Source organism: Pseudomonas sp. Pseusp3 (assembly GCF_047304225.1).
GTDB classification, from domain to species: Bacteria; Pseudomonadota; Gammaproteobacteria; order Pseudomonadales; family Pseudomonadaceae; genus Aquipseudomonas; species Aquipseudomonas fluorescens_CD.
Genome location: NZ_JBGLYV010000039.1, coordinates 1 through 23,670, shown reverse-complemented (window position 1 = coordinate 23,670; position 23,670 = coordinate 1). Strand labels below are relative to the sequence as shown.

The 23,670-nt window shown below is 61.1% G+C and carries 21 protein-coding genes; 15 read left to right on the top strand and 6 right to left on the bottom strand.

The window, feature by feature from the left end:
- Window positions 1-124: 124 nt before the first annotated feature.
- From ACCD00_RS15285 to ACCD00_RS15260, 6 genes are all read right to left on the bottom strand, one after another.
- On the bottom strand, window positions 125-934 hold the full coding sequence (locus ACCD00_RS15285) for an ABC transporter permease (RefSeq protein WP_057398636.1): 810 nt from the start codon (window positions 932-934) through the stop codon (window positions 125-127).
- Window positions 924-1,871 carry an ABC transporter permease gene (locus tag ACCD00_RS15280; protein WP_413425730.1) on the bottom strand — a complete coding sequence of 316 codons (948 nt, stop codon included), beginning with the start codon at window positions 1,869-1,871 and terminating at the stop codon, window positions 924-926. The genes ACCD00_RS15285 and ACCD00_RS15280 overlap by 11 nt, the downstream gene beginning before the upstream one ends.
- Before the next feature lies 1 nt (window position 1,872).
- The gene (locus ACCD00_RS15275; RefSeq protein WP_413425728.1) at window positions 1,873-2,910 is read right to left on the bottom strand and encodes an ABC transporter ATP-binding protein; all 1,038 of its coding nucleotides are present in this window, start codon (window positions 2,908-2,910) and stop codon (window positions 1,873-1,875) included.
- 209 nt (window positions 2,911-3,119) lie between these two features.
- Window positions 3,120-4,271: a putative ABC transporter substrate-binding protein YdcS gene (gene ydcS / locus ACCD00_RS15270; protein ID WP_085715741.1), complete on the bottom strand. Its 1,152-nt coding sequence runs from the start codon at window positions 4,269-4,271 to the stop codon at window positions 3,120-3,122.
- A gap of 83 nt (window positions 4,272-4,354) precedes the next feature.
- The gene (locus ACCD00_RS15265; protein WP_413425726.1) at window positions 4,355-5,812 is read right to left on the bottom strand and encodes a gamma-aminobutyraldehyde dehydrogenase; all 1,458 of its coding nucleotides are present in this window, start codon (window positions 5,810-5,812) and stop codon (window positions 4,355-4,357) included.
- Between the two features lie 147 nt (window positions 5,813-5,959).
- Entirely contained in the window at window positions 5,960-6,874 is a 915-nt protein-coding gene (locus ACCD00_RS15260; protein ID WP_007975056.1) for a LysR family transcriptional regulator, read from the bottom strand.
- A 206-nt stretch (window positions 6,875-7,080) separates the two neighbouring features.
- Between ACCD00_RS15260 and ACCD00_RS15255 the strand changes: the two genes are divergently transcribed.
- The 15 genes from ACCD00_RS15255 (at window position 7,081) to ACCD00_RS15185 (ending at window position 23,562) form a co-directional block, all read left to right on the top strand.
- The gene (locus tag ACCD00_RS15255) at window positions 7,081-7,773 is read left to right on the top strand and encodes a tellurite resistance TerB family protein (RefSeq protein ID WP_413425724.1); all 693 of its coding nucleotides are present in this window, start codon (window positions 7,081-7,083) and stop codon (window positions 7,771-7,773) included.
- Window positions 7,774-8,008: 235 nt separating this feature from the next.
- Complete coding sequence (locus tag ACCD00_RS15250) at window positions 8,009-9,631, top strand: methyl-accepting chemotaxis protein (protein WP_413425722.1); 1,623 nt, start codon at window positions 8,009-8,011, stop codon at window positions 9,629-9,631.
- On the top strand, window positions 9,631-10,167 hold the full coding sequence (locus ACCD00_RS15245) for a chemotaxis protein CheW (RefSeq protein WP_413425720.1): 537 nt from the start codon (window positions 9,631-9,633) through the stop codon (window positions 10,165-10,167). Before ACCD00_RS15250 ends, ACCD00_RS15245 begins: the two co-directional genes overlap by 1 nt.
- Window positions 10,164-11,435: a CheR family methyltransferase gene (locus ACCD00_RS15240; protein ID WP_413425718.1), complete on the top strand. Its 1,272-nt coding sequence runs from the start codon at window positions 10,164-10,166 to the stop codon at window positions 11,433-11,435. Before ACCD00_RS15245 ends, ACCD00_RS15240 begins: the two co-directional genes overlap by 4 nt.
- Window positions 11,432-12,112: a chemotaxis protein CheW gene (locus ACCD00_RS15235; RefSeq protein ID WP_413425716.1), complete on the top strand. Its 681-nt coding sequence runs from the start codon at window positions 11,432-11,434 to the stop codon at window positions 12,110-12,112. The genes ACCD00_RS15240 and ACCD00_RS15235 overlap by 4 nt, the downstream gene beginning before the upstream one ends.
- Window positions 12,109-14,379 (top strand): hybrid sensor histidine kinase/response regulator, encoded by a 2,271-nt coding sequence (locus ACCD00_RS15230; RefSeq protein ID WP_413425714.1) that lies wholly within the window; start codon window positions 12,109-12,111, stop codon window positions 14,377-14,379. Before ACCD00_RS15235 ends, ACCD00_RS15230 begins: the two co-directional genes overlap by 4 nt.
- A complete protein-coding gene (locus ACCD00_RS15225) occupies window positions 14,376-15,386 on the top strand; it encodes a chemotaxis response regulator protein-glutamate methylesterase (protein ID WP_413425712.1) in 1,011 nt (336 codons plus the stop codon). Before ACCD00_RS15230 ends, ACCD00_RS15225 begins: the two co-directional genes overlap by 4 nt.
- A gap of 48 nt (window positions 15,387-15,434) precedes the next feature.
- Complete coding sequence (locus ACCD00_RS15220) at window positions 15,435-16,436, top strand: diguanylate cyclase domain-containing protein (RefSeq protein ID WP_413425710.1); 1,002 nt, start codon at window positions 15,435-15,437, stop codon at window positions 16,434-16,436.
- A 207-nt stretch (window positions 16,437-16,643) separates the two neighbouring features.
- Window positions 16,644-17,739 (top strand): peptide chain release factor 2 gene (gene prfB, locus ACCD00_RS15215; protein WP_143512432.1). Its coding sequence is split into 2 segments (ribosomal slippage): window positions 16,644-16,715 and window positions 16,717-17,739, totalling 1,095 coding nucleotides; the frame shifts between segments, so codons are not numbered across the junction.
- A gap of 111 nt (window positions 17,740-17,850) precedes the next feature.
- On the top strand, window positions 17,851-19,353 hold the full coding sequence (lysS, locus tag ACCD00_RS15210) for a lysine--tRNA ligase (RefSeq protein ID WP_008019605.1): 1,503 nt from the start codon (window positions 17,851-17,853) through the stop codon (window positions 19,351-19,353).
- A gap of 111 nt (window positions 19,354-19,464) precedes the next feature.
- Window positions 19,465-20,169 carry a TetR/AcrR family transcriptional regulator gene (locus ACCD00_RS15205; RefSeq protein ID WP_413425779.1) on the top strand — a complete coding sequence of 235 codons (705 nt, stop codon included), beginning with the start codon at window positions 19,465-19,467 and terminating at the stop codon, window positions 20,167-20,169.
- 141 nt (window positions 20,170-20,310) lie between these two features.
- Entirely contained in the window at window positions 20,311-20,865 is a 555-nt protein-coding gene (locus ACCD00_RS15200) for a hypothetical protein (RefSeq protein WP_413425708.1), read from the top strand.
- 32 nt (window positions 20,866-20,897) lie between these two features.
- Window positions 20,898-22,175, top strand: coding sequence for a flavohemoglobin expression-modulating QEGLA motif protein (locus ACCD00_RS15195; protein WP_008019601.1), 1,278 nt, complete (start codon window positions 20,898-20,900; stop codon window positions 22,173-22,175).
- Between the two features lie 146 nt (window positions 22,176-22,321).
- Window positions 22,322-23,236: an alpha/beta hydrolase gene (locus ACCD00_RS15190; RefSeq protein ID WP_413425705.1), complete on the top strand. Its 915-nt coding sequence runs from the start codon at window positions 22,322-22,324 to the stop codon at window positions 23,234-23,236.
- Window positions 23,233-23,562: a hypothetical protein gene (locus ACCD00_RS15185; protein WP_413425703.1), complete on the top strand. Its 330-nt coding sequence runs from the start codon at window positions 23,233-23,235 to the stop codon at window positions 23,560-23,562. Before ACCD00_RS15190 ends, ACCD00_RS15185 begins: the two co-directional genes overlap by 4 nt.
- Window positions 23,563-23,670: the final 108 nt, after the last annotated feature.

Sequence of the window (23,670 nt, the reverse complement as noted above, 5' to 3'; positions counted from 1 at the left end):
CGAACCTGTAGGAGCGAGCTTGCTCGCGAAGGATGCAAGGGCACCGCGTGCATCCAGGCAACCCCTGTCATCGTTAACGTTTTTCGCGAGCAAGCTCGCTCCTACAGGAGATGTTGGTTGTCAGTTACTTACCGCCACTCCCCGCAACGCTTTCACCGCCACGGGTCAGGTAATAGGCGCCGAGGATCGGCAGCATGGTCACCAGCATCACCAGCATCGCCACGACGTTGGTCACCGGCACGTCCCGTGGGCGGCTGAGCTGGTTGAGCAGCCACAGCGGCAGGGTGCGTTCATGGCCGGCAGTGAAGGTGGTGACGATGATTTCGTCGAACGACAGGGCAAACGCCAACATGCCGCCGGCCAGCAACGCCGAGCCGAGGTTCGGCAGGATGATGTAGCGGAACGTCTGCCAGCCGTCGGCGCCGAGGTCCATCGAGGCTTCGATCAGGCTGTGTGAAGTACGGCGCAAGCGGGCGATGACGTTGTTGTAGACGATCACTACACAGAAGGTCGCGTGACCGACGATGATGGTGAACATCCCCGGTTCGATTCCCAGTGTCTTGAACGTTGCCAGCAGCGCGATCCCGGTGATGATCCCCGGCAAGGCGATTGGCAGGATCAGCATCAGCGAGATGCCCTGCTTGCCGAAGAAGTCCCGGCGGTACAGCGCGGCCGAGGCCAGCGTGCCGAGGACCATGGCGATCAGGGTGGCAATCGAGGCGATCTGCAACGACAGCTTGATCGCTTCCAGCACGTCCGGCCGCGAGAACGCCACGCTGAACCACTTCAGGGTGAAGCCCTTGGGCGGAAAGCTGAACGCCGCGTCTTCGGTGTTGAAGGCGTACAGAAAGATGATCAGGATCGGGAAGTGCAGGAACAGCAACCCGCCCCAGGCTGCGATGCGCAGGCCTATGGAAGCTTTCTCAGAGTGCATCGAAGGCCCCCAGTCGTTTGACGATGGACAGGTAGATGGCGATCAGTACGATCGGCACCAGGGTGAAGGCGGCGGCCATTGGCATGTTGCCGATGGCACCTTGTTGGGCGTACACCATGCTGCCGACGAAGTAGCCGGGCGGGCCGACCAGTTGCGGCACGATGAAGTCACCCAGGGTCAGCGAGAAGGTGAAGATGGAACCGGCGGCAATGCCCGGCACCGACAGCGGCAGAATCACTTGCATGAAGGTCTGGCGCGGCTTGGCACCGAGGTCGGCGGAGGCTTGCAGCAGCGATGGCGGCAGGCGCTCTAGCGAGGCCTGGATCGGCAGGATCATGAACGGCAGCCAGATGTAGACGAACACCATGAAGCGGCCCAGGTGCGAGGTCGACAAGGTGCTGCCGCCAAAGCCCGGAATGCCCATCACCAATTGCAGGAGTGGTTCCAGCCCCAGATGCTGCACGAACCACTGCGCCACGCCGCCCTTGGCCAGCAGCAGCGTCCAGGCGTAGGCCTTGACGATGTAGCTGGCCCACATCGGCATCATCACCGCGATGTAGAAAAACGCCTTGGTCTTGCCCGTGGTGTAGCGCGCCATGTAGTAGGCAATCGGGAACGCTACGATGGCGCTGGCGATGGACACGACAATCGCCATGCCCAGGGTGCGCAGGATGATGTCGAAGTTCGACGGCTGGAACAGCGCGGTGAAGTTCGCCAGGGTCAGGTCAGGGGTGACCGCCATGGTGAAGTCATCGAAGGTGTAGAAACCTTGCCACAGCAGAACCAGCAATGAACCCAGGTAGATCGCGCCGAACCACAGCAGCGGCGGTACCAGCAGTAGCGACAGGTAAAAATTCGGCCGGCGATACAGCAGGTTGGAAAACCTGCGCAGCAGCGAGCCGCTGGCCGGAGATTGAGGGATAGCCACGGTGTTCATCTCACACCCCGCCTGCAACGGTATCGTGCAATGGAATCATTGCCTCGCGCGCCCAGCGTGCGCTGATGCGTTGCCCGGTCTGGTGCTGTGTACTGGTGTCCAGCCATTGGTTGTTGGCCTTGCTGATGTTCAGGGTCTGGCCGTTTTCCAGTTTCAGCTCATAGCGAGTTGCACTGCCTTGGTACTGGATGTCATGTAGCAAACCGCTGACTTCAATCTCGTGGTTGGCCAGCGGGCCGTCGGCGAATCGCACGTGTTCCGGACGAATCGAGAACGGCTGCGGGTTGCCGCTCAACTGCCTGGCCAGGTCGCCACGAATCACGTTGGAGGTGCCGACGAATTCCGCCACGAAGGTGGTGGCCGGTTTCATGTACAGGTTGCGCGGGCTATCGACCTGTTCGATGCGTCCCTTGTTGAACACTGCCACGCGGTCGGACATCGACAGCGCTTCGGTCTGGTCGTGGGTTACGAAGATGAAGGTGATGCCGAGCTGGCGTTGCAGCTTTTTCAGTTCGCCCTGCATTTGCTCGCGCAACTTCAGGTCGAGTGCACCGAGGGGTTCGTCGAGCAGCAGTACCCGTGGGCGGTTCACCAGGGCGCGGGCCAGGGCCACACGCTGGCGCTGGCCGCCGGACAGTTGCACCGGCTTGCGGTCGCCGTAGCCGCCGAGGGCGACCATGTCGAGGGCTTCTTCGGCGCGCTTCTGGCGTTCGACTTTGCCGACGCCTTTGACTTTCAGTCCATAGGCGACGTTGTCGCGAACGTTCATGTGCGGGAACAGCGCGTAATCCTGGAACACGGTGTTCACGTCACGCTGGTAGGGCGGCAGCCCGGCGGCTTCGGCGCCATGAATACGGATGGAACCTGCGCTCGGTTGTTCAAAACCGGCGATCAGGCGCAAGCAGGTGGTTTTGCCCGAACCGGAAGGCCCCAGCATGGAGAAGAACTCGCCGTCCTGGATGTCGATGGAAACCCGGTCGACGGCTTTCACTTCGCCGAACTGACGGGAAACGTTGGTGAACTGGACTGCAAGTGTCATGGCGCGGTGCTCCAAAAAGGCGAAGGCCGTCGCAGCGGCCCTGCCTGGACTTCTGAAAAATCTGAATCGAATACGCTGTGCTGGCTGTGGAGAGCCCCTGTGGGAGCGGGCTTGCTCGCGAATGCGGTGTGTCAGGCAACATCAATGCTGGATCTGATGGCCTCTTCGCGAGCAAGCCCGCTCCCACAGGGACGGTGTCAGTTCACAAACTATCTGCCGCCCATGATCGCGATGTAGTCCTGGGTCCAGCGGCTGTACGGCACGAACTTGCCGCCTTCGGCCTGCGGGGTTTTCCAGAAGGCGATCTTGTCGAAATTGTCGAAACCGTTGGTCTTGCAGCCCTCGGCGCCGAGCAATTCGCTACCGGTGCATGCTGCCGGGACTGCCGGCAACGAGCCGAACCACGCCGCAACATCACCCTGGACTTTCGGTTGCAGCGACCAGTCCATCCACTTGTAGGCGCAGTTCGGGTGCTTGGCCTCGGCGTGCATCATGGTGGTGTCGGCCCACCCGGTGGCGCCTTCTTTCGGGATGGTCGAAGCGATTGGCTGTTTCTCGTTCATCAGGCCGTTGACCTGATACGGCCACGCGCCTGAGGCGACCACGCCTTCGTTCTTGAAGTCGCTCATCTGTACCGTGGTGTCGTGCCAGTAGCGGTGAATCAACGGCTGCTGGGCGCGCAGCAGATCGAGCACGGCCTTGTACTGGGCTTCGGTCAGTTCGTAGGGGTTCTTGATGCCCAGTTCCGGCTTGGCGGACTTCAGGTACAGCGCCGCGTCGGCGATGTAGATCGGGCCGTCATAGGCCTGCACGCGACCCTTGTTCGGCTTGCCGTCCGGCAGGTTTTCCGCATTGAACAGCACGCCCCAGGTGGTGGGCGCGGTCTTGAATACATTGGTGTTGTACATCAACACGTTCGGGCCCCACTGATATGGGGTGCCGTAGGTCTGCTTGTTGACCACGTACCACGGTCCGTCCTTGAGGCGTGGATCGAGGTTTTTCCAGTTCGGGATCAACGCGGTGTTGATCGGCTGCACACGCTTGCCGACGATCAGGCGCAGGGAGGCGTCGCCCGATGCCGTCACCAGATCGTAACCACCCTTGGCCATCAGGCTGACCATTTCATCGGAAGTGGCCGCGGTCTTGACGTTGACCTTGCAGCCGGTTTCCTTCTCGAAACCGGTCACCCAGTCGTAGGCCTTGTCGCTCTCGCCACGTTCGATATAACCAGGCCAGGCCACAATATCCAGTTGGCCTTCGCCCGCCCCGACAGCTTTGAGCGGCTCGGCGGCCTGGACGCTGGCGCTGGCCAGCAGCGCGGTGGTGATTGCACTGAGCAGTGCGGTCTTGTGCACGAACATGGGAATTCCCTCTTCTTTAATTATGGTCGGGGCAGTGTCTTGAACGTGGTGATGCAGGTCTTGGTGCCTTGTTATTAGCTTAGTCAGAGATGCTCGCCGTGGCGGGCCATGATGTGCCGCACCACGCTGTAGTCCTGAAGCGAATCACTGGACAGGTCCTTGCCGTAGCCCGAACGCTTCAGGCCACCATGGGGCATTTCGCTGACCAGCATGAAATGGCTGTTGATCCAGGTGCAGCCGTACTGCAGGCGCGCCGCGACCTGCATGGCCTTGTCGAGGTTCTGGGTCCAGACCGACGAGGCCAGGCCGTATTCCGAATCGTTGGCCCAGTCCACCGCTTGTTCCAGTTCATCGAAACGGGTCACGGTGACCACCGGACCGAACACTTCGCGCTGGACGATCTCGTCACTTTGCTTGCAACCGGCCAGCAGGGTCGGCTGGTAATAGAACCCGGCGCCGGAATGCACGGCTGCACCGGTGACCCGTTCGATGTGCGGCTGGCCGAGGGCGCGCTCGACAAAACTGGCCACGCGGTCACGCTGGCGGGTGCTGATCAGCGGGCCGATTTCGTTGTCGGCGTCGCGTTTACCGGCGAAGCGCAGGCTGCCGACGGCCGCGCCGAGTTCGGCCACCAAACGGTCGTGAATCCCGGCCTGGGCGTAGATGCGGCAAGCGGCGGTGCAGTCCTGGCCGGCGTTGTAATAGCCGTAAGTGCGCACGCCCTCGACCACAGCCTGAATGTCGGCATCGTTGCACACGATCACCGGGGCCTTGCCGCCGAGTTCGAGGTGGGTACGTTTGAGCGTTTTCGAGGCGGCCTGGAGGATTTTTTGCCCGGTGACGATATCGCCGGTCAGCGACACCATGCGGACCTTCGGATGGCTGACCAAATGGCTGCCGACGCCTTCACCACCACCGCAAATGATGTTGATCACACCCCGTGGCAGGATCTCGGCCAGCGCCGGCGCCAGGGCCAGAATCGACAGCGGGGTGTGTTCCGACGGCTTGAACACCAGCGTGTTGCCGGCGGCGAGGGCCGGGGCGATTTTCCACGCGGCCATCATGATCGGGTAGTTCCACGGCGCAATCGACGCCACCACCCCGATAGGATCGCGGCGCACCATGCTGGTGTAGCCCGGCAGGTATTCGCCGCTGAGCTGGCCGGTCTGGCAGCGCACGGCACCGGCGAAGAAGCGGAACACGTCGATCGTGGCATTCAGGTCATCCTGACGGGCCAGGTGCAACGGCTTGCCGCAGTTCATGGATTCGAGGCGGGCCAGCAGGTCGGCGTTTTTTTCGATGGTGTTGGCGATGTCCAGCAACAGGTTCGAACGCTGCTGCGGTGTGGTGCGTGACCAGCTGGCAAAGGCACGATTGGCTGCGAGGATCGCGGCTTCGACCTGCTCGGTGCTGGCTTCGGCGATCCGGGTCAGGACTTCCCCGGTGGCCGGGTTGAGAATCGGCTCGACGCAGCCTTGACCGGCGACTAATTCACCATCGATCAACAATGCGGTGAACAACGGGGTCTGCGCACCAGCCATTTTTCGGGTTCTCTTTGCTTGTGTGGCTTGTTGTGTAGACATGGCAGCGCTCCCTGTGACCGGGGGCCGGCTGTCTTTATTAGATGTAACAAGACTAGTGCGCGGCCCCGAGGACAACAAATACTAAATACTGAACGTGGCGTTCGATTAAATAGATGGCTTGCGCCCGCCGTGGGGTTGTTCGCGGGCGACCGTGAGGAACGGGTCCACCAGCGCCGGCCGCGCCGTGCCGCGACGCCACGCCAGGCCGACATCGAGGGTCTGGCTCAGGTCGGCAATCGGCCGGGCTTCGATGATGTCGCCCTCCAGTGACCATGGGCGATAAGTCATGTCGGGCTGGATCGACACCCCCAATCCGGCGGCCACCAGGCTTCGCACTGCCTCGGTCGAGGCCGTGCGCAGGGTGATGCGCGGTTGCAGCGAAGCGGCGGACCACATGCGCTGGGCGTTGCGGTCCATTTCATCGACGTTCAGTTGAATCAATGGCTCGCGGGCGACGTCGGCGAGGTTGATGCTGTCGTGTTCCAGCAACGGGTGTTGGGCCGGCAGCCAGAGCCGGTGCGGCGAATGGGTCAGCACTTCAGTCTGCAGGGCGTGGCGGTCTTCGAGGTTCGAGAGGATCAGCACGCCGACATCGATCTCGCCGCTGACCAGCAAATGCTCGATGTACGGGCGCTCATCTTCCATCACGCGGATTTCCACGTTGGGGTAGGCGCGCTGGAAGCGCGTGAGCAAATCCGCCAGGTAATAACCGGCCACCAGGCTGGTCACGCCGACGATCAACTGCCCGGCGACCTGGTCGGTACTTTGTTGCAGGCTGCGTTTGGCGTTGTCCACGGTGGCCAGGATCAAGTGCGCCTGACGCAGGAATTGATGCCCTTGGTGGGTCAGGGTCATGCCCTTGGCGTGGCGGCTGAACAGGCTGACGCCGATTTCTTCTTCCAGTTGCTGGATGGCCAGGGTCAGGGTCGACTGGGAAATGAACGCGGTTTGCGCGGCGGCCGAGATCGAGCCGGTCTCGGCCACGGCAATGAAATGACGGATCTGGCGCAAGGTCATCATGGGAAAGCACCCGGTGGGCTGTTTTTATCGATTTGCGAGAGTGTATATCGTTTTTTTTGAAAGGCCGCTTTATGGGAGGCAAGCGTCAAGCGGCAAGCAGAAAGTCTTGAGCAACATCTCGAAGCACTCTTGCGAGCAGCCATCGGGGGCTTTCCATCTAGGCTGGTGGCCTTGGTTTCAGGTTAAACGTCTTGTGGAGGCGGTGAATGAACACCCGTGGATTGCTCGATCAACTACTCAAGTCCGGCCAGGACCTGTTGCAGAACAAGGCCGGTGGCTCGCAGCAAAAGGGCGCGAACGCTGGCACAGGCGCCCTTGGCAGTCTGCTCTCCGGCGCGAGCGGCGGGGCATTGGCGGCAGGCGCCATGGGCTTGCTGCTGGGCAGTAAAAAGGCCCGTAAGGTCGGGGGCAAGGTCGCGGTCTACGGCGGTCTCGCCGCATTGGGCGTGCTGGCCTATAAAGCCTACGGCAACTGGCAGTCGCAGCAGGGCGGTGCAGCCGGTGCGGAGCCGCAAACCCTGGACCGGGTACCCGCCGCGCAAGTCGAGTTGCACAGTCAGGCGATTCTCAAGGCGTTGGTGGCGGCGGCCAAGGCTGATGGGCATGTCGATGAGCGCGAGCGTGCCTTGATAGAAGGTGAATTCACCCGGCTCGACAGCGATCAGGAACTGCAACACTGGCTGCACGCCGAGCTCAACAAGCCGCTGGACCCGAGCGATGTCGCCCGCGCCGCCCGCTCCCCGGAAATCGCCGCCGAGATGTACATCGCCAGTGTGATGATGGTGGACGAGGAAAACTTCATGGAGAAGGCCTACCTCGACGAGCTGGCGCGGCAGCTCAATCTGGAACCGGGGTTGAAGGTCGAGCTTGAGAAGCAGGTTCGCCAGGCTTCCCTGTAAACCTGTAGGAGCGGGCTTGCCCGCGATGGTGGTCATTCAGTCAGTGAATGGCTGTCTGACACTACGCTTTCGCTGGCAAGCCGGCTCCTACAGGGTTCTTCGCCGGACTCAAGAATTGCGTACGACGCAGACCAGACTTTTCAATGGGATGAGAAGTGGTACGCATCCGTCTTATAACTGAAACACCGCCCTCGGCTATACTCCCCGCATTTCGAATCGGACCCGAGGATTGACTGTGAAGAACTGGACGTTGCGCCAACGCATTTTGGCGAGTTTTGCGGTCATTATCACCATCATGTTGCTGATGGTGGTCGTCTCGTATTCCCGACTGTTGAAGATCGAAAACAGCGAGGCCAGCGTGCGTGAGGACGCTCTGCCAGGGTTGTATTACAGTTCGATGATTCGTGGCGCGTGGTCCGACAGTTATGTACGCATTCAGGCCATGCTCGGCCTGGAGGAAGGGCAGGGCTTCTCTGCCGAGGATGCCGCGAACTTCAAGGGCTTCGCTGAGCGGTTGAAAGAGCAGATGGACCTCTACCGTACAACGATTACCGACGAAGAAGACAGGGTCGATTACGCAGCCTTCGAAAAACTTCATGAGGACTACCACCGGATTCTGGCCGAGGTGATCGAGTTGTATAAACGCAACCAGAACGCCGAGGCCGTTAACATGTTCAAAGGTGAACTGACCCCGACCTGGACAGCGGGTCGAATGAAGGTCAATGACATCCTGCGTCATAACAAGACTGTGGCGGACACAGAAATCGCGGCCATTGATGATGCGGTGCTCACCGCCAAAGTCATCATGGGCATTTCCCTGGCGATTGCGGTACTGGCCGCCGCCCTCTGCGGCCTGTTGTTGATGCGCGCCATCATGGCGCCGATGAACCGCATCGTGAAAATCCTCGAGATCATGCGCACCGGTGACCTCAGCAGCCGCCTGAACCTGGAGCGCAAGGACGAATTCGGCGCGGTGGAGACCGGTTTCAACGACATGATGACCGAGCTCACTTCTCTGGTGTCTCAGGCCCAGCGCTCGTCGGTGCAGGTGACCACGTCGGTGACCGAGATCGCCGCGACATCCAAGCAGCAACAGGCCACCGCCACGGAAACCGCCGCCACCACCACGGAAATCGGCGCGACCTCCCGTGAGATCGCCGCCACTTCCCGGGACCTGGTACGCACCATGACCGAGGTCTCCACCGCCGCCGATCAGGCTTCCGTGGCCGCCGGCTCCGGGCAACAGGGCCTGGCGCGCATGGAGGAAACCATGCACTCGGTGATGGGCGCGGCCGATCTGGTCAACGCCAAGCTGGCGATCCTCAACGAGAAGGCCGGCAACATCAATCAGGTGGTCGTGACCATCGTCAAGGTCGCTGACCAGACCAACCTGTTGTCGCTCAACGCTGCCATCGAGGCCGAGAAGGCCGGGGAATACGGACGCGGTTTTGCCGTGGTCGCCACCGAAGTGCGGCGCCTGGCGGACCAGACGGCGGTGGCCACCTACGACATCGAGCAAATGGTGCGCGAGATCCAGTCGGCGGTATCGGCCGGGGTCATGGGCATGGACAAGTTCTCCGAAGAGGTGCGTCGCGGGATGTCCGAGGTACAGCAGGTCGGCGAGCAGTTGTCGCAGATCATCCATCAGGTTCAGGCGTTGGCGCCGCGGGTGCTGATGGTCAACGAAGGCATGCAGGCCCAGGCTACCGGTGCCGAGCAGATCAACCATGCACTGGTGCAGTTGGGCGATGCCAGCAGCCAGACGGTCGAGTCTCTGCGCCAGGCCAGTTTCGCCATCGATGAGCTGAGCCAGGTCGCCGTAGGGCTGCGCAGCGGCGTTTCGCGATTCAAAGTCTGATGAGCGAAATCACGGCCAAACGCTCTGTCGTGAAGCAGGCGCCGCATGCATTGTTTCTGGTGTTTCGCATCGGCAGCGAACGCTATGCCTTGAAGGCTATCGAAGTGGCCGAGGTGCTGCCGCGCCTGCCATTGAAGCCCATTCCCCATGCCCCCGCCTGGGTCGCCGGGGTGTTCGCCTATCGGGGTGCCGTGGTGCCGGTGATCGACTTGAGCGCACTGGCGTTTGGTACGCCTGCACAGGCCCGTACCAGCACTCGATTGGTGCTGGTCAACTATCGCCCGGATGAAACCTGCGAGACACAGCTGCTCGGGCTGATTCTGGAGCAGGCGACCGACACCTTGCGCTGCGATCCGGCGGATTTTCAGCCCTACGGCCTGGACAATCGCCAGACGCCTTACCTCGGGCCGGTCCGCAAGGACGAGCAGGGCTTGCTGCAATGGGTACGGGTCAGCGATCTGCTGGAGGATCAAGTGCGCGCATTGTTGTTTCCCTCGCCGCCAATGGATCCGGCGCTGCTGGAGGAACGGCCATGAACAGCGATCAGCGTTTTTTCGACTTCCTCAAGGAACGTATCGGGCTCGACGTGACCTCGGTGGGGCCGGCGATCATCGAGCGAGCGGTGCGCCAGCGCAGCATCGCTTCGCAAGCACCCTCGGCCGATGAGTATTGGCGAACCTTGCAGGGCTCGCGGGACGAGCAGCAGGCATTGATCGAAGCGGTGATCGTTCCGGAAACCTGGTTCTTCCGGTATCCGGAATCATTCGCCACGTTGGCGAAACTGGCGAGCAAGCGCCTGGTCGAGATCAACAACCTGCGCGCACTGCGGATTCTCAGTTTGCCGTGCTCCACAGGCGAAGAACCGTACTCGATCGCCATGGCGTTGCTCGATGCCGGGCTCCAGCCACACCAGTTCAAGGTCGACGGCATGGACGTCAGCCCGTTGTCGGTGGAAAAAGCCAGACGAGCCTTGTACGGCAAGAATTCCTTTCGCGGTGACGACATTGCGTTTCGTGACCGCCACTTCATGGCCGAGGGCGATGGCTATCGTCTGAACCCGCGTGTGCAGGAGCAGGTGCGCTTGCAGGTCGGCAATCTGCTGGATCCGGCGTTGCTGGCCGGTGAGCCGCCATTCGACTTCGTGTTTTGTCGCAACCTGCTGATCTATTTCGACCAGGCGACCCAGAAGCAAGTCTTCGAAGTGCTCAAGAGCCTGACCCACGTTGACGGCGTGCTGTTTATCGGCCCGGCCGAGGGCGGTCTGCTGGGGCGTCTGGGGATGCGCTCGATCGGTATCGCGCAGTCCTTTGCGTTCAGTCGACAGGGGACTTCGGACCCTGAACCCTTTCCGGCATACGTTCCGGCACCATTGCCCGTGCCGCAACCGCTGCGTACTCCACCGCCTGCGCCAGTGCGCAGTCGTCCATTCGCCAGTGTCGTGCCGCTGGCTGCTGCGCCGAAAGCGTCTGGTACCGATACGGCCGTGCTGCTGGCGAACATCGCCGCGCTGGCCAACGAAGGCAAAAGCGCCGAGGCGAGGGCTGCGTGTGAAAGCTATTTGCGCAGTCATGAACCGGTAGCCCAGGTGTTCTATTGGCTGGGGCTGCTCAGCGATGTCGCCGGGAACGTCCTGGAAGCCCAGGGCTTTTATCGCAAGGCGTTGTACCTCGAACCGCAATATCCCGACGCGTTGATGCACCTGGCCGCGTTGCTGCAGGCCCAGGGCGACGCGGCGGGGGCCAGACGATTGCAGGCGCGAGCCGTGCGCAGCGCGCGCGCCGCCGACAGTGAGCGTAAACGATGATCGCCTCCGACACCTTTAGCGTCACCCGGGATGCCCAGGCCATCGACGACTGCTGGAACCGTATCGGTATCCACGGCGACAAGTCCTGCCCGTTGCTGGCCGAACATGTTCATTGCCGCAATTGTGCGGTGTATTCGGCGGCCGCCACACGCTTGCTCGATCGCTATGCATTGCAGCAGGAAGATCGCGGGCCAGTGTCCGTCGCGGTCGAGAACGAGGTAAAAACCCGTTCGCTGTTGATGTTCCGTCTGGGGGAAGAGTGGCTGGGCCTGGCTACGCGTAGTCTGGTCGAGGTGGCGCCGCTGCAAGCGATTCACTCCTTGCCGCACCAGCGTTCCCGCGCCTTGCTCGGCGTGGCGAATGTGCGCGGCGCGCTGGTCGCCTGTCTGTCACTGGTGGAGCTGCTTGGCCTCGACGGCACCAGCAACGTGGCACCCGGTACGCGGGTCATGCCGCGCATGCTGATCATCGCGGCCCATGGTGGGCCGGTGGTGGTGCCGGTAGACGAAGTCGACGGGATTCACGCCATCGACGAGCGCATCCTCGATACCGCATCGCGCTCGGGTGCTCAGGCCAGCGCCAAATACACCCGTGGCGTGCTGCCATTCAAAGGTCGCAGCCTGCGCTGGCTGGATGAAGAACAGCTGCTGTCCGCCGTGACCCGGAGCCTCACATGACCCCCGAGCAAATGCGCGACACCTCTTTGCTGGAGCTGTTCAGCCTGGAGGCCGAAGCCCAGACCCAGGTCTTGAGTGCCGGCCTGCTGGCGCTTGAGCGTGACCCGACCCAGGCCGATCAGCTTGAGTCGTGCATGCGTGCCGCGCACTCGCTCAAGGGCGCGGCGCGGATCGTCGGCGTCGATGCCGGGGTCAGCGTTGCCCACGTGATGGAAGATTGCCTGGTCAGTGCCCAGGAAGGGCGCCTGTCGCTGCGCCCCGAGCACATCGATGCGTTGCTGCATGGCACCGATTTGCTGATGCGCATCGCCACGCCGGGCAGCAACCCGGAGGTTGCGGACATCGAGGCCTATGTGGCGTTGATGACGCTGTTGCCGAACTCTGCGGGTGCGCCGGGTGCGCCTGCTGCGCCGGTGATGTCCGAACTTCAGCTCGAAGTATCTGTGCCCGAGGTTGAGCCGGTGGCGCCTGCCGCCGAACCGCCACCAGCCTCGCGCAGCGCACGCACCACCGAAAATGGCGAGCGAGTGTTGCGTGTCACCGCCGAGCGCCTGAACAGCCTGCTCGATCTGTCGAGCAAATCCCTGGTGGAAACCCAGCGGCTCAAACCGCACCTGGCGACCATGCAGCGACTCAAGCGCATGCAGAGCAACAGCCTGCGAGCGTTGGAGAGTCTCAATGTTCACCTCAAGGATCACGCCTTGAGCCTGGAAGTGCAGGAAACCCTTGAGGACGCGCGTCGTTTGCTCGCGCAATCCCAGCAGTTGCTCATGGAAAAGAACGCCGAACTCGATGAGTTCGCCTGGCATGCCAGCCAGCGGGCGCAGGTGTTGTACGACACGGCGCTGGCCTGTCGCATGCGGCCGTTTGCCGACGTGCTGACCGGACAGGTGCGGATGGTCCGCGATCTGGGGCGCGACCTGGGCAAACAGGTGCAGTTGGTGATTGAAGGCGAGAAGACTCAGGTTGATCGCGACGTACTGGAAAAGCTTGAAGCGCCACTGACTCACCTGTTGCGCAATGCGGTAGACCATGGCATCGAAACCCCGGAGCAACGCCTGCTGGCAGGTAAGCCGGCTGAAGGTCTGATTCGCCTGCGAGCTTCGCATCAGGCCGGTCTGCTGGTGCTGGAATTGAGCGATGACGGCAACGGCGTGGACCTGGAGAAGGTTCGTCGCAGCATCGTTGAGCGAAATTTATCGCCCGCGCAAACCGCCGCGCAGTTGAGCGAAGAGGAGTTGCTGACGTTCCTGTTCCTGCCCGGTTTCAGTCTGCGCGACACGGTCACCGAGGTGTCCGGTCGCGGCGTCGGCCTGGATGCGGTGCAGCATATGGTGCGGCAGTTGCGCGGCGCGGTGGTGCTGGAGCAAAAGGCGGGCGAGGGCAGTCGTTTCCACCTTGAAGTGCCACTGACCCTGTCGGTGGTGCGCAGCCTGGTCGTGGAAGTCGGCGACGAAGCCTATGCCTTCCCGCTGGCGCACATCGAGCGCATGTGCGATCTGGAGCCGGCGGATATCGTGCAGGTCGAAGGTCGTCAACACTTCTGGCACGAAGGCCGGCATGTCGGCCTGGTGGCGGCCAGCCAATTGCTGCAACGCCCGGCCAGCCAGAACAGCGGGCAAACCCTGAAAGTCGTGGTGATTCGCGAGCGCGATGCGATCTACGGCGTGGCGGTGGAACGGTTTATCGGTGAGCGGACGTTGGTGGTGCTACCGCTGGACGAGCGTCTGGGCAAGGTGCAGGACATTTCCGCCGGGGCCTTGCTCGACGACGGTTCGGTGGTGCTGATCGTCGATGTCGAAGACATGTTGCGTTCGGTGGAAAAACTGCTCAATACCGGGCGTCTGGAGCGCATTGCCCGTCACGGCAATCAGGTGGTCGAGGCGGCCCGCAAACGAATTCTGGTGGTGGATGATTCCCTGACCGTGCGAGAGTTGCAGCGCAAGCTGTTGCTCAATCGCGGATACGACGTGGCGGTTGCGGTGGACGGCATGGATGGCTGGAACGCGTTGCGTTCGGAGGATTTCGATCTGCTGATCACCGACATAGACATGCCGCGCATGGACGGCATCGAACTGGTCACGCTGCTGCGTCGGGACAATCGCCTGCAGTCGCTGCCGGTGATGGTGGTGTCCTACAAGGATCGTGAAGAGGACCGGCGCCGTGGACTGGATGCCGGGGCCGACTATTATCTAGCCAAGGCCAGTTTTCATGACGACGCCTTGCTCGATGCAGTGGTCGAGCTCATCGGAGGAGCGCGTGCATGAGGATCGCAATCGTCAACGACATGGCCATGGCGGTGGAGGCCCTGCGCCGCGCCCTGGCATTCGAGCCGGCGCACGAAGTGGTCTGGGTCGCGGGCAATGGCAAGGAGGCGGTGCAAAAGTGTGCCGAACAGACGCCGGACCTGATCCTCATGGACCTGATCATGCCGGTGATGGACGGGGTGGAAGCCACCCGGCGGATCATGGCCGAAACGCCCTGCGCCATCGTCATTGTCACTGTGGATCGGCAACAGAACGTGCACCGGGTGTTTGAAGCCATGGGCCACGGCGCGCTGGATGTGGTCGACACCCCGGCCCTCGGTGCCGGCAATGCCCGGGAGGCGGCAGAACCGTTGCTGCGCAAGATCGCGAACATCGGCTGGCTGATCGGTGACAAAAGTAATCAGCCGCGATCAATGCCTGGCCCGCCACGCGGTTCGGCCTCGCGCAAGCGCCTGATTGCCATCGGCTCCTCCGCGGGCGGACCGGCAGCGCTGGAAGTCTTGCTCAAGGGACTGCCGCGTGATTTCTCTGCGGCCATCGTGCTGGTGCAACACGTTGACCAGGTGTTTGCCGCTGGTATGGCCGAGTGGCTCGGCAGCGCCAGCGGCCTCGACGTGCGCCTGGCCGAGGAAGGCGAGCCGCCGCAAAGCGGCACGGTATTGCTGGCCGGCACCAATCACCATATTCGCTTGCTGAAAAACGGCACGCTGGCCTACACCGCCGAGCCGGTCAACGAAATCTACCGGCCCTCCATCGATGTGTTCTTCGAGAGCGTGGCCAGTCACTGGAACGGTGACGCCGTGGGGGTTTTGCTCACCGGTATGGGGCGTGATGGCGCCCAGGGGCTTAAACTCATGCGCCAACAGGGCTACCTGACCATCGCACAAGACCAAAGCAGCAGCGCGGTATACGGCATGCCTAAGGCGGCCGCGGCTATCGATGCTGCCGTAGAGATTCGCCCGCTGGAAAAGATAGCGCCACGATTGCTGGAGATCTTTCCAAAATGACTATCATTAGCAGCAATCCTGGCACAGGCAGTTCTCAGGTGAACGCACATGAATGAATTACAGCTCGACGACTTCAAGACTGACGAAAATGCTGCCATGGTGTTGTTGGTGGACGATCAGGCGATGATCGGCGAGGCAGTACGGCGCGGGTTGTCGAACGAGGAAAACATCGACTTCCACTTTTGCGCCGATCCACACCAGGCCATCGCCCATGCAGTCCGCATCAAACCGACAGTGATCCTGCAGGATCTGGTCATGCCCGGCCTTGACGGTCTGAGCCTGGTGCGCGAATACCGCAATCACCCGGCGACCAAGGACATTCCGATCATCGTCCTGTCGACCAAGGAAGACCCGCTGATCAAGAGCGCGGCTTTCGCGGCCGGGGCCAATGATTATCTGGTCAAGCTACCGGATACCATCGAACTGGTCGCGCGCATCCGCTATCACTCGCGGTCCTACATGACCTTGCTGCAGCGGGACGCGGCGTACCGGGCGTTGCGGGTCAGTCAGCAGCAGTTGCTCGACACCAACCTGGTGCTGCAACGCCTGATGAACTCCGATGGCCTGACCGGGTTGTCGAACCGTCGGCACTTCGATGAATACATGGAGCTGGAATGGCGCCGTTCGCTGCGTGAGCAGAGCCAGTTGTCGTTGCTGATGATCGATGTGGATTACTTCAAGACCTACAACGACACTTTCGGCCACCTGGAAGGCGACGAGGCCTTGCGCAAGGTCGCCACGGCGATCCGCGACGCCAGTGCCCGGCCGTCCGACCTGCCGGCCCGCTATGGTGGTGAAGAATTCGCCCTGGTGCTGCCCAATACCTCCCAGGGCGGTGCGCGCCTGGTGGCGGAAAAACTACGCATGACCGTGGAGGCCTTGAAGATCCCCCACAGCTCTCCGAGCGAAGGGTCGAGCCTGACCATCAGCATCGGTCTGGCGACCATCACCCCGAAAACCGGCAGCAATTGCCGTGACCTGATCCTGGCGGCGGACAAGGGGCTGTATCTGGCGAAGAACAATGGGCGCAACCAGGTAGGTATCGGCTGAACAACCTTCCTTTGTAGGAGCGAGCTCGCTCGCGATGGTCGTTAACGATGACGATGGCTATCTGAATAAACGCGGTGCCTGAGCGTTTTTCGCGAGCGAGCTCGCTCCTACAAGGGCTTGGCTTTTCGGCCAGGCGGACTGCCGTTGGCGGCCGTTTGCCGTTATACTCGTCGGCTTTCAAAAGTTCGCCTACGAGTGCTGCCCGTCATGGAAATCAACCCGATCCTGAACACCATCAAGGACCTGTCCGAGCGCTCCGAAACTATTCGGGGGTATCTTTGACTACGATCAAAAGCACGAGCGTCTGACCGAAGTCAATCGCGAGCTTGAAGATCCGAGCGTCTGGAACAAACCTGAATATGCCCAGGAGTTGGGCCGCGAGCGCTCTGCGCTGGCACAGATCGTCGATACCCTGGACGAGCTGAACACCGGTCTGGCCGATTGCCGCGACCTGCTGGACATGGCCGTCGAAGAAAACGACGAAGGCGCAGTGGGCGATGTCGTCGCCGAGCTGGCCCGTCTCGAGGAAAGTCTGGCCAAGCTGGAATTCCGCCGCATGTTCAGCCACGAAATGGACCCGAACAACGCCTATCTGGACATCCAGGCCGGTTCCGGCGGCACCGAAGCCCAGGACTGGGCCAACATCCTGCTGCGCATGTACCTGCGCTGGGCCGACAAACGCGGTTTCGACGCGACCATCATGGAACTGTCCGCCGGTGAAGTCGCCGGGATCAAGGGCGCGACCGTGCACATCAAGGGCGAATACGCGTTTGGCTGGTTGCGGACCGAGATCGGCGTACACCGTCTGGTGCGCAAGAGCCCGTTCGACTCCGGCAACCGTCGCCACACCTCGTTCTCCGCGGTGTTCGTCTCGCCAGAGATCGATGACAAGGTGGAAATCGAAATCAACCCGGCAGACTTGCGGATCGACACCTATCGCTCCTCCGGTGCCGGTGGTCAGCACGTAAACACCACCGACTCGGCCGTACGTATCACCCACGTACCGACCAACACCGTGGTCAGCTGCCAGAACGAACGTTCCCAGCACGCCAACAAGGACACCGCCATGAAAATGCTGCGGGCCAAGTTGTACGAGCAGGAAATGCAGAAGCGCAACGCGGCGTCCCAGGCGCTGGAAGACACCAAGTCCGATATCGGCTGGGGTCATCAGATCCGTTCTTATGTACTCGATGCCTCGCGCATCAAGGATCTGCGCACTAACATCGAGCGCAGTGACTGCGACAAGGTACTCGACGGTGATATCGACGAATACCTGGAAGCGAGCCTGAAGTCCGGGCTGTAAGCAATGCAATACGGGATCGGCTGACACCCCCCGATCCCTTGTAGGAGCCAGCTTGCTGGCGATCCCCGGCCGCAGGCCGGGGACAACGAACCAGATGGAATATCTAAAGACATGAGCGACCTAGAACTCGATCCGCAAGCCCTGCAACAGGAAGAAAACTCCCTGATCGCCCTGCGCAAGGAAAAGCTTGCTGCCGAGCGCGCCAAGGGCAATGCCTTCCCGAACGACTTCCGCCGCGAAAACTACTGCGAGCAACTGCAGAAACAGTACGCGGACAAGACCAAGGAAGAGCTGGCAGAGGCTGCGATCCCGGTCAAGGTTGCCGGTCGTATCATGCTCAACCGTGGCTCGTTCATGGTGATCCAGGACATGACCGGGCGAATCCAGGTCTACGTCAACCGCAAGACCCTGTCCGAAGAAACCCTGGCCGCGGTGAAAACCTGGGACATGGGCGACATCATCGCCGCCGAGGGCACCCTGGCCCGTTCCGGCAAAGGCGACCTGTACGTTGAAATGACCAGCGTGCGCCTGCTGACCAAATCCCTGCGCCCGCTGCCGGACAAGCACCACGGCCTGACCGACACCGAACAGCGCTATCGTCAGCGCTACGTTGACCTGATCGTCAACGAAGACGTGCGCCAGACTTTCCGCGTGCGTTCGCAAGTCATCGCCCACATCCGCAGCTTCCTGATGAAGCGTGACTTCCTGGAAGTGGAAACGCCGATGCTGCAGACCATTCCTGGCGGCGCGGCAGCCAAGCCGTTTGAAACCCACCACAATGCGCTGGACATGGGCATGTTCTTGCGCATTGCGCCGGAGCTGTACCTCAAGCGCCTTGTTGTCGGCGGGTTTGAGAAAGTGTTCGAGATCAACCGCAACTTCCGTAACGAAGGTGTATCGACTCGTCACAACCCTGAATTCACCATGTTGGAGTTCTACCAGGCTTACGCCGACTACGAAGACAACATGGACCTGACCGAAGAACTGTTCCGCGAACTGGCTCAGCTGGTTCTGGGCAGCACCGACGTGCCGTATGGCGACAAGGTGTTCCACTTCGGTGAGCCGTTCGTGCGTCTGTCGGTGTTCGACTCGATCCTCAAGTACAACCCCGAGCTGACCGCTGACGACCTGAACGACATCGACAAGGCGCGGGCTATCGCGAAGAAGGCCGGCGCCAAGGTGCTGGGCTTCGAAGGCCTGGGCAAGCTGCAGGTGATGATTTTCGAAGAGCTGGTCGAGCACAAGCTGGAACAGCCGCACTTCATTACCCAGTACCCGTTCGAAGTGTCGCCGCTGGCCCGTCGTAACGACGAGAACCCGAACGTCACCGACCGTTTCGAGCTGTTCATCGGCGGTCGTGAAATCGCCAACGCCTATTCCGAGTTGAACGACGCGGAAGACCAGGCCGAGCGCTTCATGGCCCAGGTGGCCGACAAGGACGCCGGCGATGACGAAGCCATGCACTACGACGCCGACTTCGTTCGTGCGCTGGAGTACGGCATGCCGCCAACGGCGGGTGAAGGCATCGGTATCGACCGCCTGGTGATGCTGCTGACCAACTCCCCGTCGATCCGCGACGTGATCCTGTTCCCGCACATGCGGCCGCAAGCGTAAGTGTTTCAATTAAAAAACCGCCTTTTCAGGCGGTTTTTTATTGCCTGTCTGGTACAAACGTATCAACTTGTTACTTTCATCTGAGAGGAAATACCTGTCGTGATTCGTGCAATGGCTCAAGAAGGTGCAGCGGGTATCGCCACTGCGGTCGCTGAAAGCGTTCAGTACCAGGGTCGCAAGGCCAGCCGACAGGGCAGTGAACAGCGGCGACAGGACATTCTCGACGCCGCGATGCGCATTGTCGTGCGCGATGGCGTGCGTGCCGTCCGGCACCGTGCGGTGGCCGCCGAGGCGCAAGTGCCGTTGTCCGCGACCACCTACTATTTCAAGGATATCGATGACTTGCTCACCGATACCTTCGCCCAATACGTGGAGCGCAGTGCGGCGTACATGGGCAAGCTGTGGGTGAACAACGAGGGGCTGTTGCGCGACATGATCGCCAGTGGCGATGGCAGCCCGCAGGCGCGCTCGAAACTGGCGGACGACATTGCACGGCTGATGACCGATTACGTTCACCGGCAACTGGTCAATCGCCGTGAACATTTGATGGCCGAGCAGGCGTTCCGCCAGGAAGCGTTGCTGAACCCGCGCCTGGCCGAACTGGTGCGCTCGCATCAGCAAATCCTGTTGCAGGGCTCCTGCCAGCTTTTCCAGGTGCTGGGCTCGCGCGAACCGCATCAGGATGCCAAGGTGTTGACGGCGATTATCGGCCGGATGGAGTATCAGGGGCTGCTCAATGCAGGCGAGCCTGCCGCCGAGGAGGAAATGCTCGGCATCCTGACGCGCTACATGCACCTGGTGCTGGCGTCGGAGTAGTCCCGGCTGGTGCTTTCCCCTGTGGGAGCGGGCTTGCTCGCGAAAGCGGTGTATCAGTCGACTTAAATGCTGAATATTGAACCGCCTTCGCGAGCAAGCCCGCTCCCACAGGGTGAAGCCGTGTGATCAAGGGAGTGTTGAATGAAAGCCTGGCGTGTCGTTGTGATCGCCTTGTCGTTCCTGCTGCTCAGTGGCTGTCTGGTAACCTTCAAGGAGCCGCTGCCCACAAGCGAACCCGCGCCCAAGGGATTGCTCGGCAAATGGACCAGCACCAATGGCTGGGGCGAGCCGCTCAACCTCGAACTGACCCGCGTCGGCGACAACCGCTATCAGGCCGTCAGCTATTACCGGGCCAGGCCCGGGGAGCGGGAGGCTTATTCCTTCACGGTGTCGCGCCATGGCAACCGCTGGTATCTGTCGGCGAAGGTACCGGCACAGTTCGGCGGGCATTTCACCATTGGCGGTTTTGAGCTGACCGACAAGCATGAGCTGGTGGTCTACAACCTCGACCTCGACCAGATCAACCAGGCCATGCAGCAAAAAGCCCTGAGCGGTGAGAGCTTCCAGACCAGCGACGGCGATGGCGTATTGGTCGACAGCAACATGGATCAAGTCGCCGCCTACCTCGACGACCCGGCCAATTCCGATGTGTTCGTCGAAGCGGTGCGCTACCAGCGTCAGGCCAAAGCCAAATAACCGGCAACAACAGGTTTCTACAGGAGTTTCGGGTGGACGATTACCAACAGTCGATACGCATTTTGTCCGATCGCATCGTGCTGGCGCAGACACCGATCCGTGTTCTCGATGCGGTCAAATGGGACGACAACATTCGCAAGGGTTTCCTCAAGGCCAAGGGCAAGGAAATGCCGGCAGTGGACCGCGACTACTACCTCAACCGGCCATTGGCGTTCGATTCCAGCAAAGTGAAGCTGGAGTTCCAGAACATCGAGCGCGACATCACCCGCCAGCTTGGCCAGTTCAACCCGGTCGGGCAGATCATGCGACGCATGTGCAAGGAATACCGCATGGTGGTGCGCATGCTCGAAGCACGTGGCACCGAGGATTTCGGCCTGATTTCCCAGGAGCTGTACGGCGCCGCGTCCGACGCATTCCATGCTGGCGACCCGACCCTGTCGGACCTCGGCATGATGCTGTCTGAATACCTGAACAACATCGACGGCCGTGGCGATCTGAAAGATGAACCGAAAACGCTGACTGCCAAGGATGCGGTCGACATGTTGCAGCATCGCTTGAACAAGGTGTTTGGCGAAGCCGAGGAAACCATTCGGGTGTTCGAGTCCGACGGGATTGTCGCCGATGCGGCGGCCGGTGCCGACTACATCAAGATCCGCACCGACGCGATGTTCAACGAGCGTGACGTGCGGGCCCTGGAAGTCCACGAAGGGCTGGTGCATGTAGGCACGACGCTCAATGGTCTGAATCAGCCGATCTGCACCTTTCTGTCCAAGGGGCCACCCTCGTCGACGGTGACCCAGGAAGGCCTGGCGATCCTGATGGAAATCATCACCTTTGCTTCCTACCCGAGCCGCCTGCGCAAGCTGACCAACCGCACGCGGGCCATTCACATGGTGGAGGAGGGCGCGGATTTCCTGCAGGTGTTCGAGTTCTTCCGCGAACAAGGCTTCGAGATGCCCGAGAGCTACAGCAACGCCAGCCGCGTGTTCCGCGGCTCGGTGCCGACAGGTCTGCCATTTACCAAAGACTTGTCCTACCTCAAGGGCTTCATCATGATTTACAACTACATTCAACTGGCGGTGCGTAAAGGCAAGCTGGAGCAGATACCGCTGCTGTTCTGCGGCAAGACCACCCTGGAAGACATGCGCACCTTGCGCCAGTTGGTGGATGAAGGCCTGGTGGTACCACCGAAGTATTTGCCGGAACAGTTCCGTGACATGAACGCGTTGTCGGCGTGGATGTGTTTCTCCAACTTCCTCAACCACCTGAGCCTGGACCGCATCGAGGCGGATTACTCCAATATCCTTTAAGGCAGGTGAGATCCAAATGTGGGAGCGGGCTTGCTCGCGAAGGCAGTGTTTCAGCCAACTGAAATGTTGAATGTCAAACCGCTTTCGCGAGCAAGCCCGCTCCCACAGGGGCATGTATTTCAATCGTCAAAGCGAGGTTTCAACGGATGAGAATCCTCGGCATCGTCTGCCTTCTCCTGGCATTGAATGGCTGTAGCTCACTGTTGTTCTACCCCGAGCCCGGGCAGTTGTTCACCCCGGAAAAGGCCGGGCTCGAATACCGCACCGTCACCTTGAACACCGCCGATGGCCTCAAGCTGAATGCGTGGTGGCTGCCGGTGAAGCAAGGGGTCGAGGTCAAGGGCACGGTGCTGCACCTGCACGGCAACGGCGGAAACCTGCCCATGCACCTCGGCGGGAGCTTTTGGTTGCCGAAAAATGGTTACCAGGTGTTGCTCGTGGACTATCGCGGTTATGGCTTGTCCGAAGGCAAGCCGAGCCTGCCGGCAATCTATCAGGACATCGATGCAGCGTTCGCCTGGCTGGACAAGGCACCCGAGGTTCAAGGCAAGCCGCTGATCCTGCTCGGCCAGAGTCTCGGTGGCTCGATGGCCGTGCATTACCTGGTCCGGCACCCGCAACGCCAGAAGCAACTCAAGGCCATCGTCCTCGATGGCGCACCCGCCAGTTACCGCAGCGTGGGCCGGTTTGCCCTGAGCAACTCATGGTTGACCTGGCCGTTTCAGGTGCCGTTGTCATGGCTGGTGCCGGACGGCGACAGCGCGATCAACTCCATGGCGCAACTCAAGGATGTGCCGAAACTGCTCTACCACAGCATCGACGATCCGATCGTGCCTCTTTCCAACGGCATCCGACTGTATCAAGCTGCGCCGCCGCCGCGAGTGCTGCAGCTGACCCGTGGCGGTCACGTGCAGACGTTCGCCAATCCGGTCTGGCGTAAAGTCATGCTGCGCTATCTCGATGACCCGCAGCATTTCAACGGCCTGCGCCGCCTGGGTGAAATCCCCAATTACCCGGCACCCCCGAATTCTGAAGATGAACCACCAGAGAGTCCGCAATGAGTGAAGAACGTAACGCCATCCCGCTGATCATCACCGGTATCTGCAGCATCCTCGGCACGGTCGGTGCCCTGTGGTGGTACGGCTACCTGCACTTCGCCAAGCCTGAGGATGCGTTGCTGCTCAACGAGTTCACCATGCTCAAGACCATTCCGGGCGAAGACTACAAGGTCTCCCTGGAACCGGCGGCCCAGGTGGCACAGTGCATCGATGGCGTGCTGGTGCTGTTCGACATGGAACAAAAAGGCCTGACCGGTGTGCTGGTCGACAGCAAGAAAAAAGCCGTGCGTTGCATGGGGCAGGAAACGCCGCGGAAGCTGGAGCAGTAAGCAATATTTGCTTGCGACACAAATCAAATGTGGGAGCGGGCTTGCTCGCGAAAACGGTGTATCAGTCAACATTATTGTTGAATGTTAAACCTTATTCGCGAGCAAGCC

Coding starts and splice junctions, on each gene's coding strand:
- ACCD00_RS15285 (WP_057398636.1), bottom strand. CDS start 934: ATGCACTCTGAGAAAGCTTCCATAGGCCTGCGCATCGCAGCCTGGGGC.
- ACCD00_RS15280 (WP_413425730.1), bottom strand. CDS start 1,871: ATGAACACCGTGGCTATCCCTCAATCTCCGGCCAGCGGCTCGCTGCTG.
- ACCD00_RS15275 (WP_413425728.1), bottom strand. CDS start 2,910: ATGACACTTGCAGTCCAGTTCACCAACGTTTCCCGTCAGTTCGGCGAA.
- ydcS (WP_085715741.1), bottom strand. CDS start 4,271: ATGTTCGTGCACAAGACCGCACTGCTCAGTGCAATCACCACCGCGCTG.
- ACCD00_RS15265 (WP_413425726.1), bottom strand. CDS start 5,812: ATGGCTGGTGCGCAGACCCCGTTGTTCACCGCATTGTTGATCGATGGT.
- ACCD00_RS15260 (WP_007975056.1), bottom strand. CDS start 6,874: ATGATGACCTTGCGCCAGATCCGTCATTTCATTGCCGTGGCCGAGACC.
- ACCD00_RS15255 (WP_413425724.1), top strand. CDS start 7,081: ATGAACACCCGTGGATTGCTCGATCAACTACTCAAGTCCGGCCAGGAC.
- ACCD00_RS15245 (WP_413425720.1), top strand. CDS start 9,631: ATGAGCGAAATCACGGCCAAACGCTCTGTCGTGAAGCAGGCGCCGCAT.
- ACCD00_RS15240 (WP_413425718.1), top strand. CDS start 10,164: ATGAACAGCGATCAGCGTTTTTTCGACTTCCTCAAGGAACGTATCGGG.
- ACCD00_RS15235 (WP_413425716.1), top strand. CDS start 11,432: ATGATCGCCTCCGACACCTTTAGCGTCACCCGGGATGCCCAGGCCATC.
- ACCD00_RS15230 (WP_413425714.1), top strand. CDS start 12,109: ATGACCCCCGAGCAAATGCGCGACACCTCTTTGCTGGAGCTGTTCAGC.
- ACCD00_RS15225 (WP_413425712.1), top strand. CDS start 14,376: ATGAGGATCGCAATCGTCAACGACATGGCCATGGCGGTGGAGGCCCTG.
- ACCD00_RS15220 (WP_413425710.1), top strand. CDS start 15,435: ATGAATGAATTACAGCTCGACGACTTCAAGACTGACGAAAATGCTGCC.
- lysS (WP_008019605.1), top strand. CDS start 17,851: ATGAGCGACCTAGAACTCGATCCGCAAGCCCTGCAACAGGAAGAAAAC.
- ACCD00_RS15205 (WP_413425779.1), top strand. CDS start 19,465: ATGGCTCAAGAAGGTGCAGCGGGTATCGCCACTGCGGTCGCTGAAAGC.
- ACCD00_RS15200 (WP_413425708.1), top strand. CDS start 20,311: ATGAAAGCCTGGCGTGTCGTTGTGATCGCCTTGTCGTTCCTGCTGCTC.
- ACCD00_RS15190 (WP_413425705.1), top strand. CDS start 22,322: ATGAGAATCCTCGGCATCGTCTGCCTTCTCCTGGCATTGAATGGCTGT.
- ACCD00_RS15185 (WP_413425703.1), top strand. CDS start 23,233: ATGAGTGAAGAACGTAACGCCATCCCGCTGATCATCACCGGTATCTGC.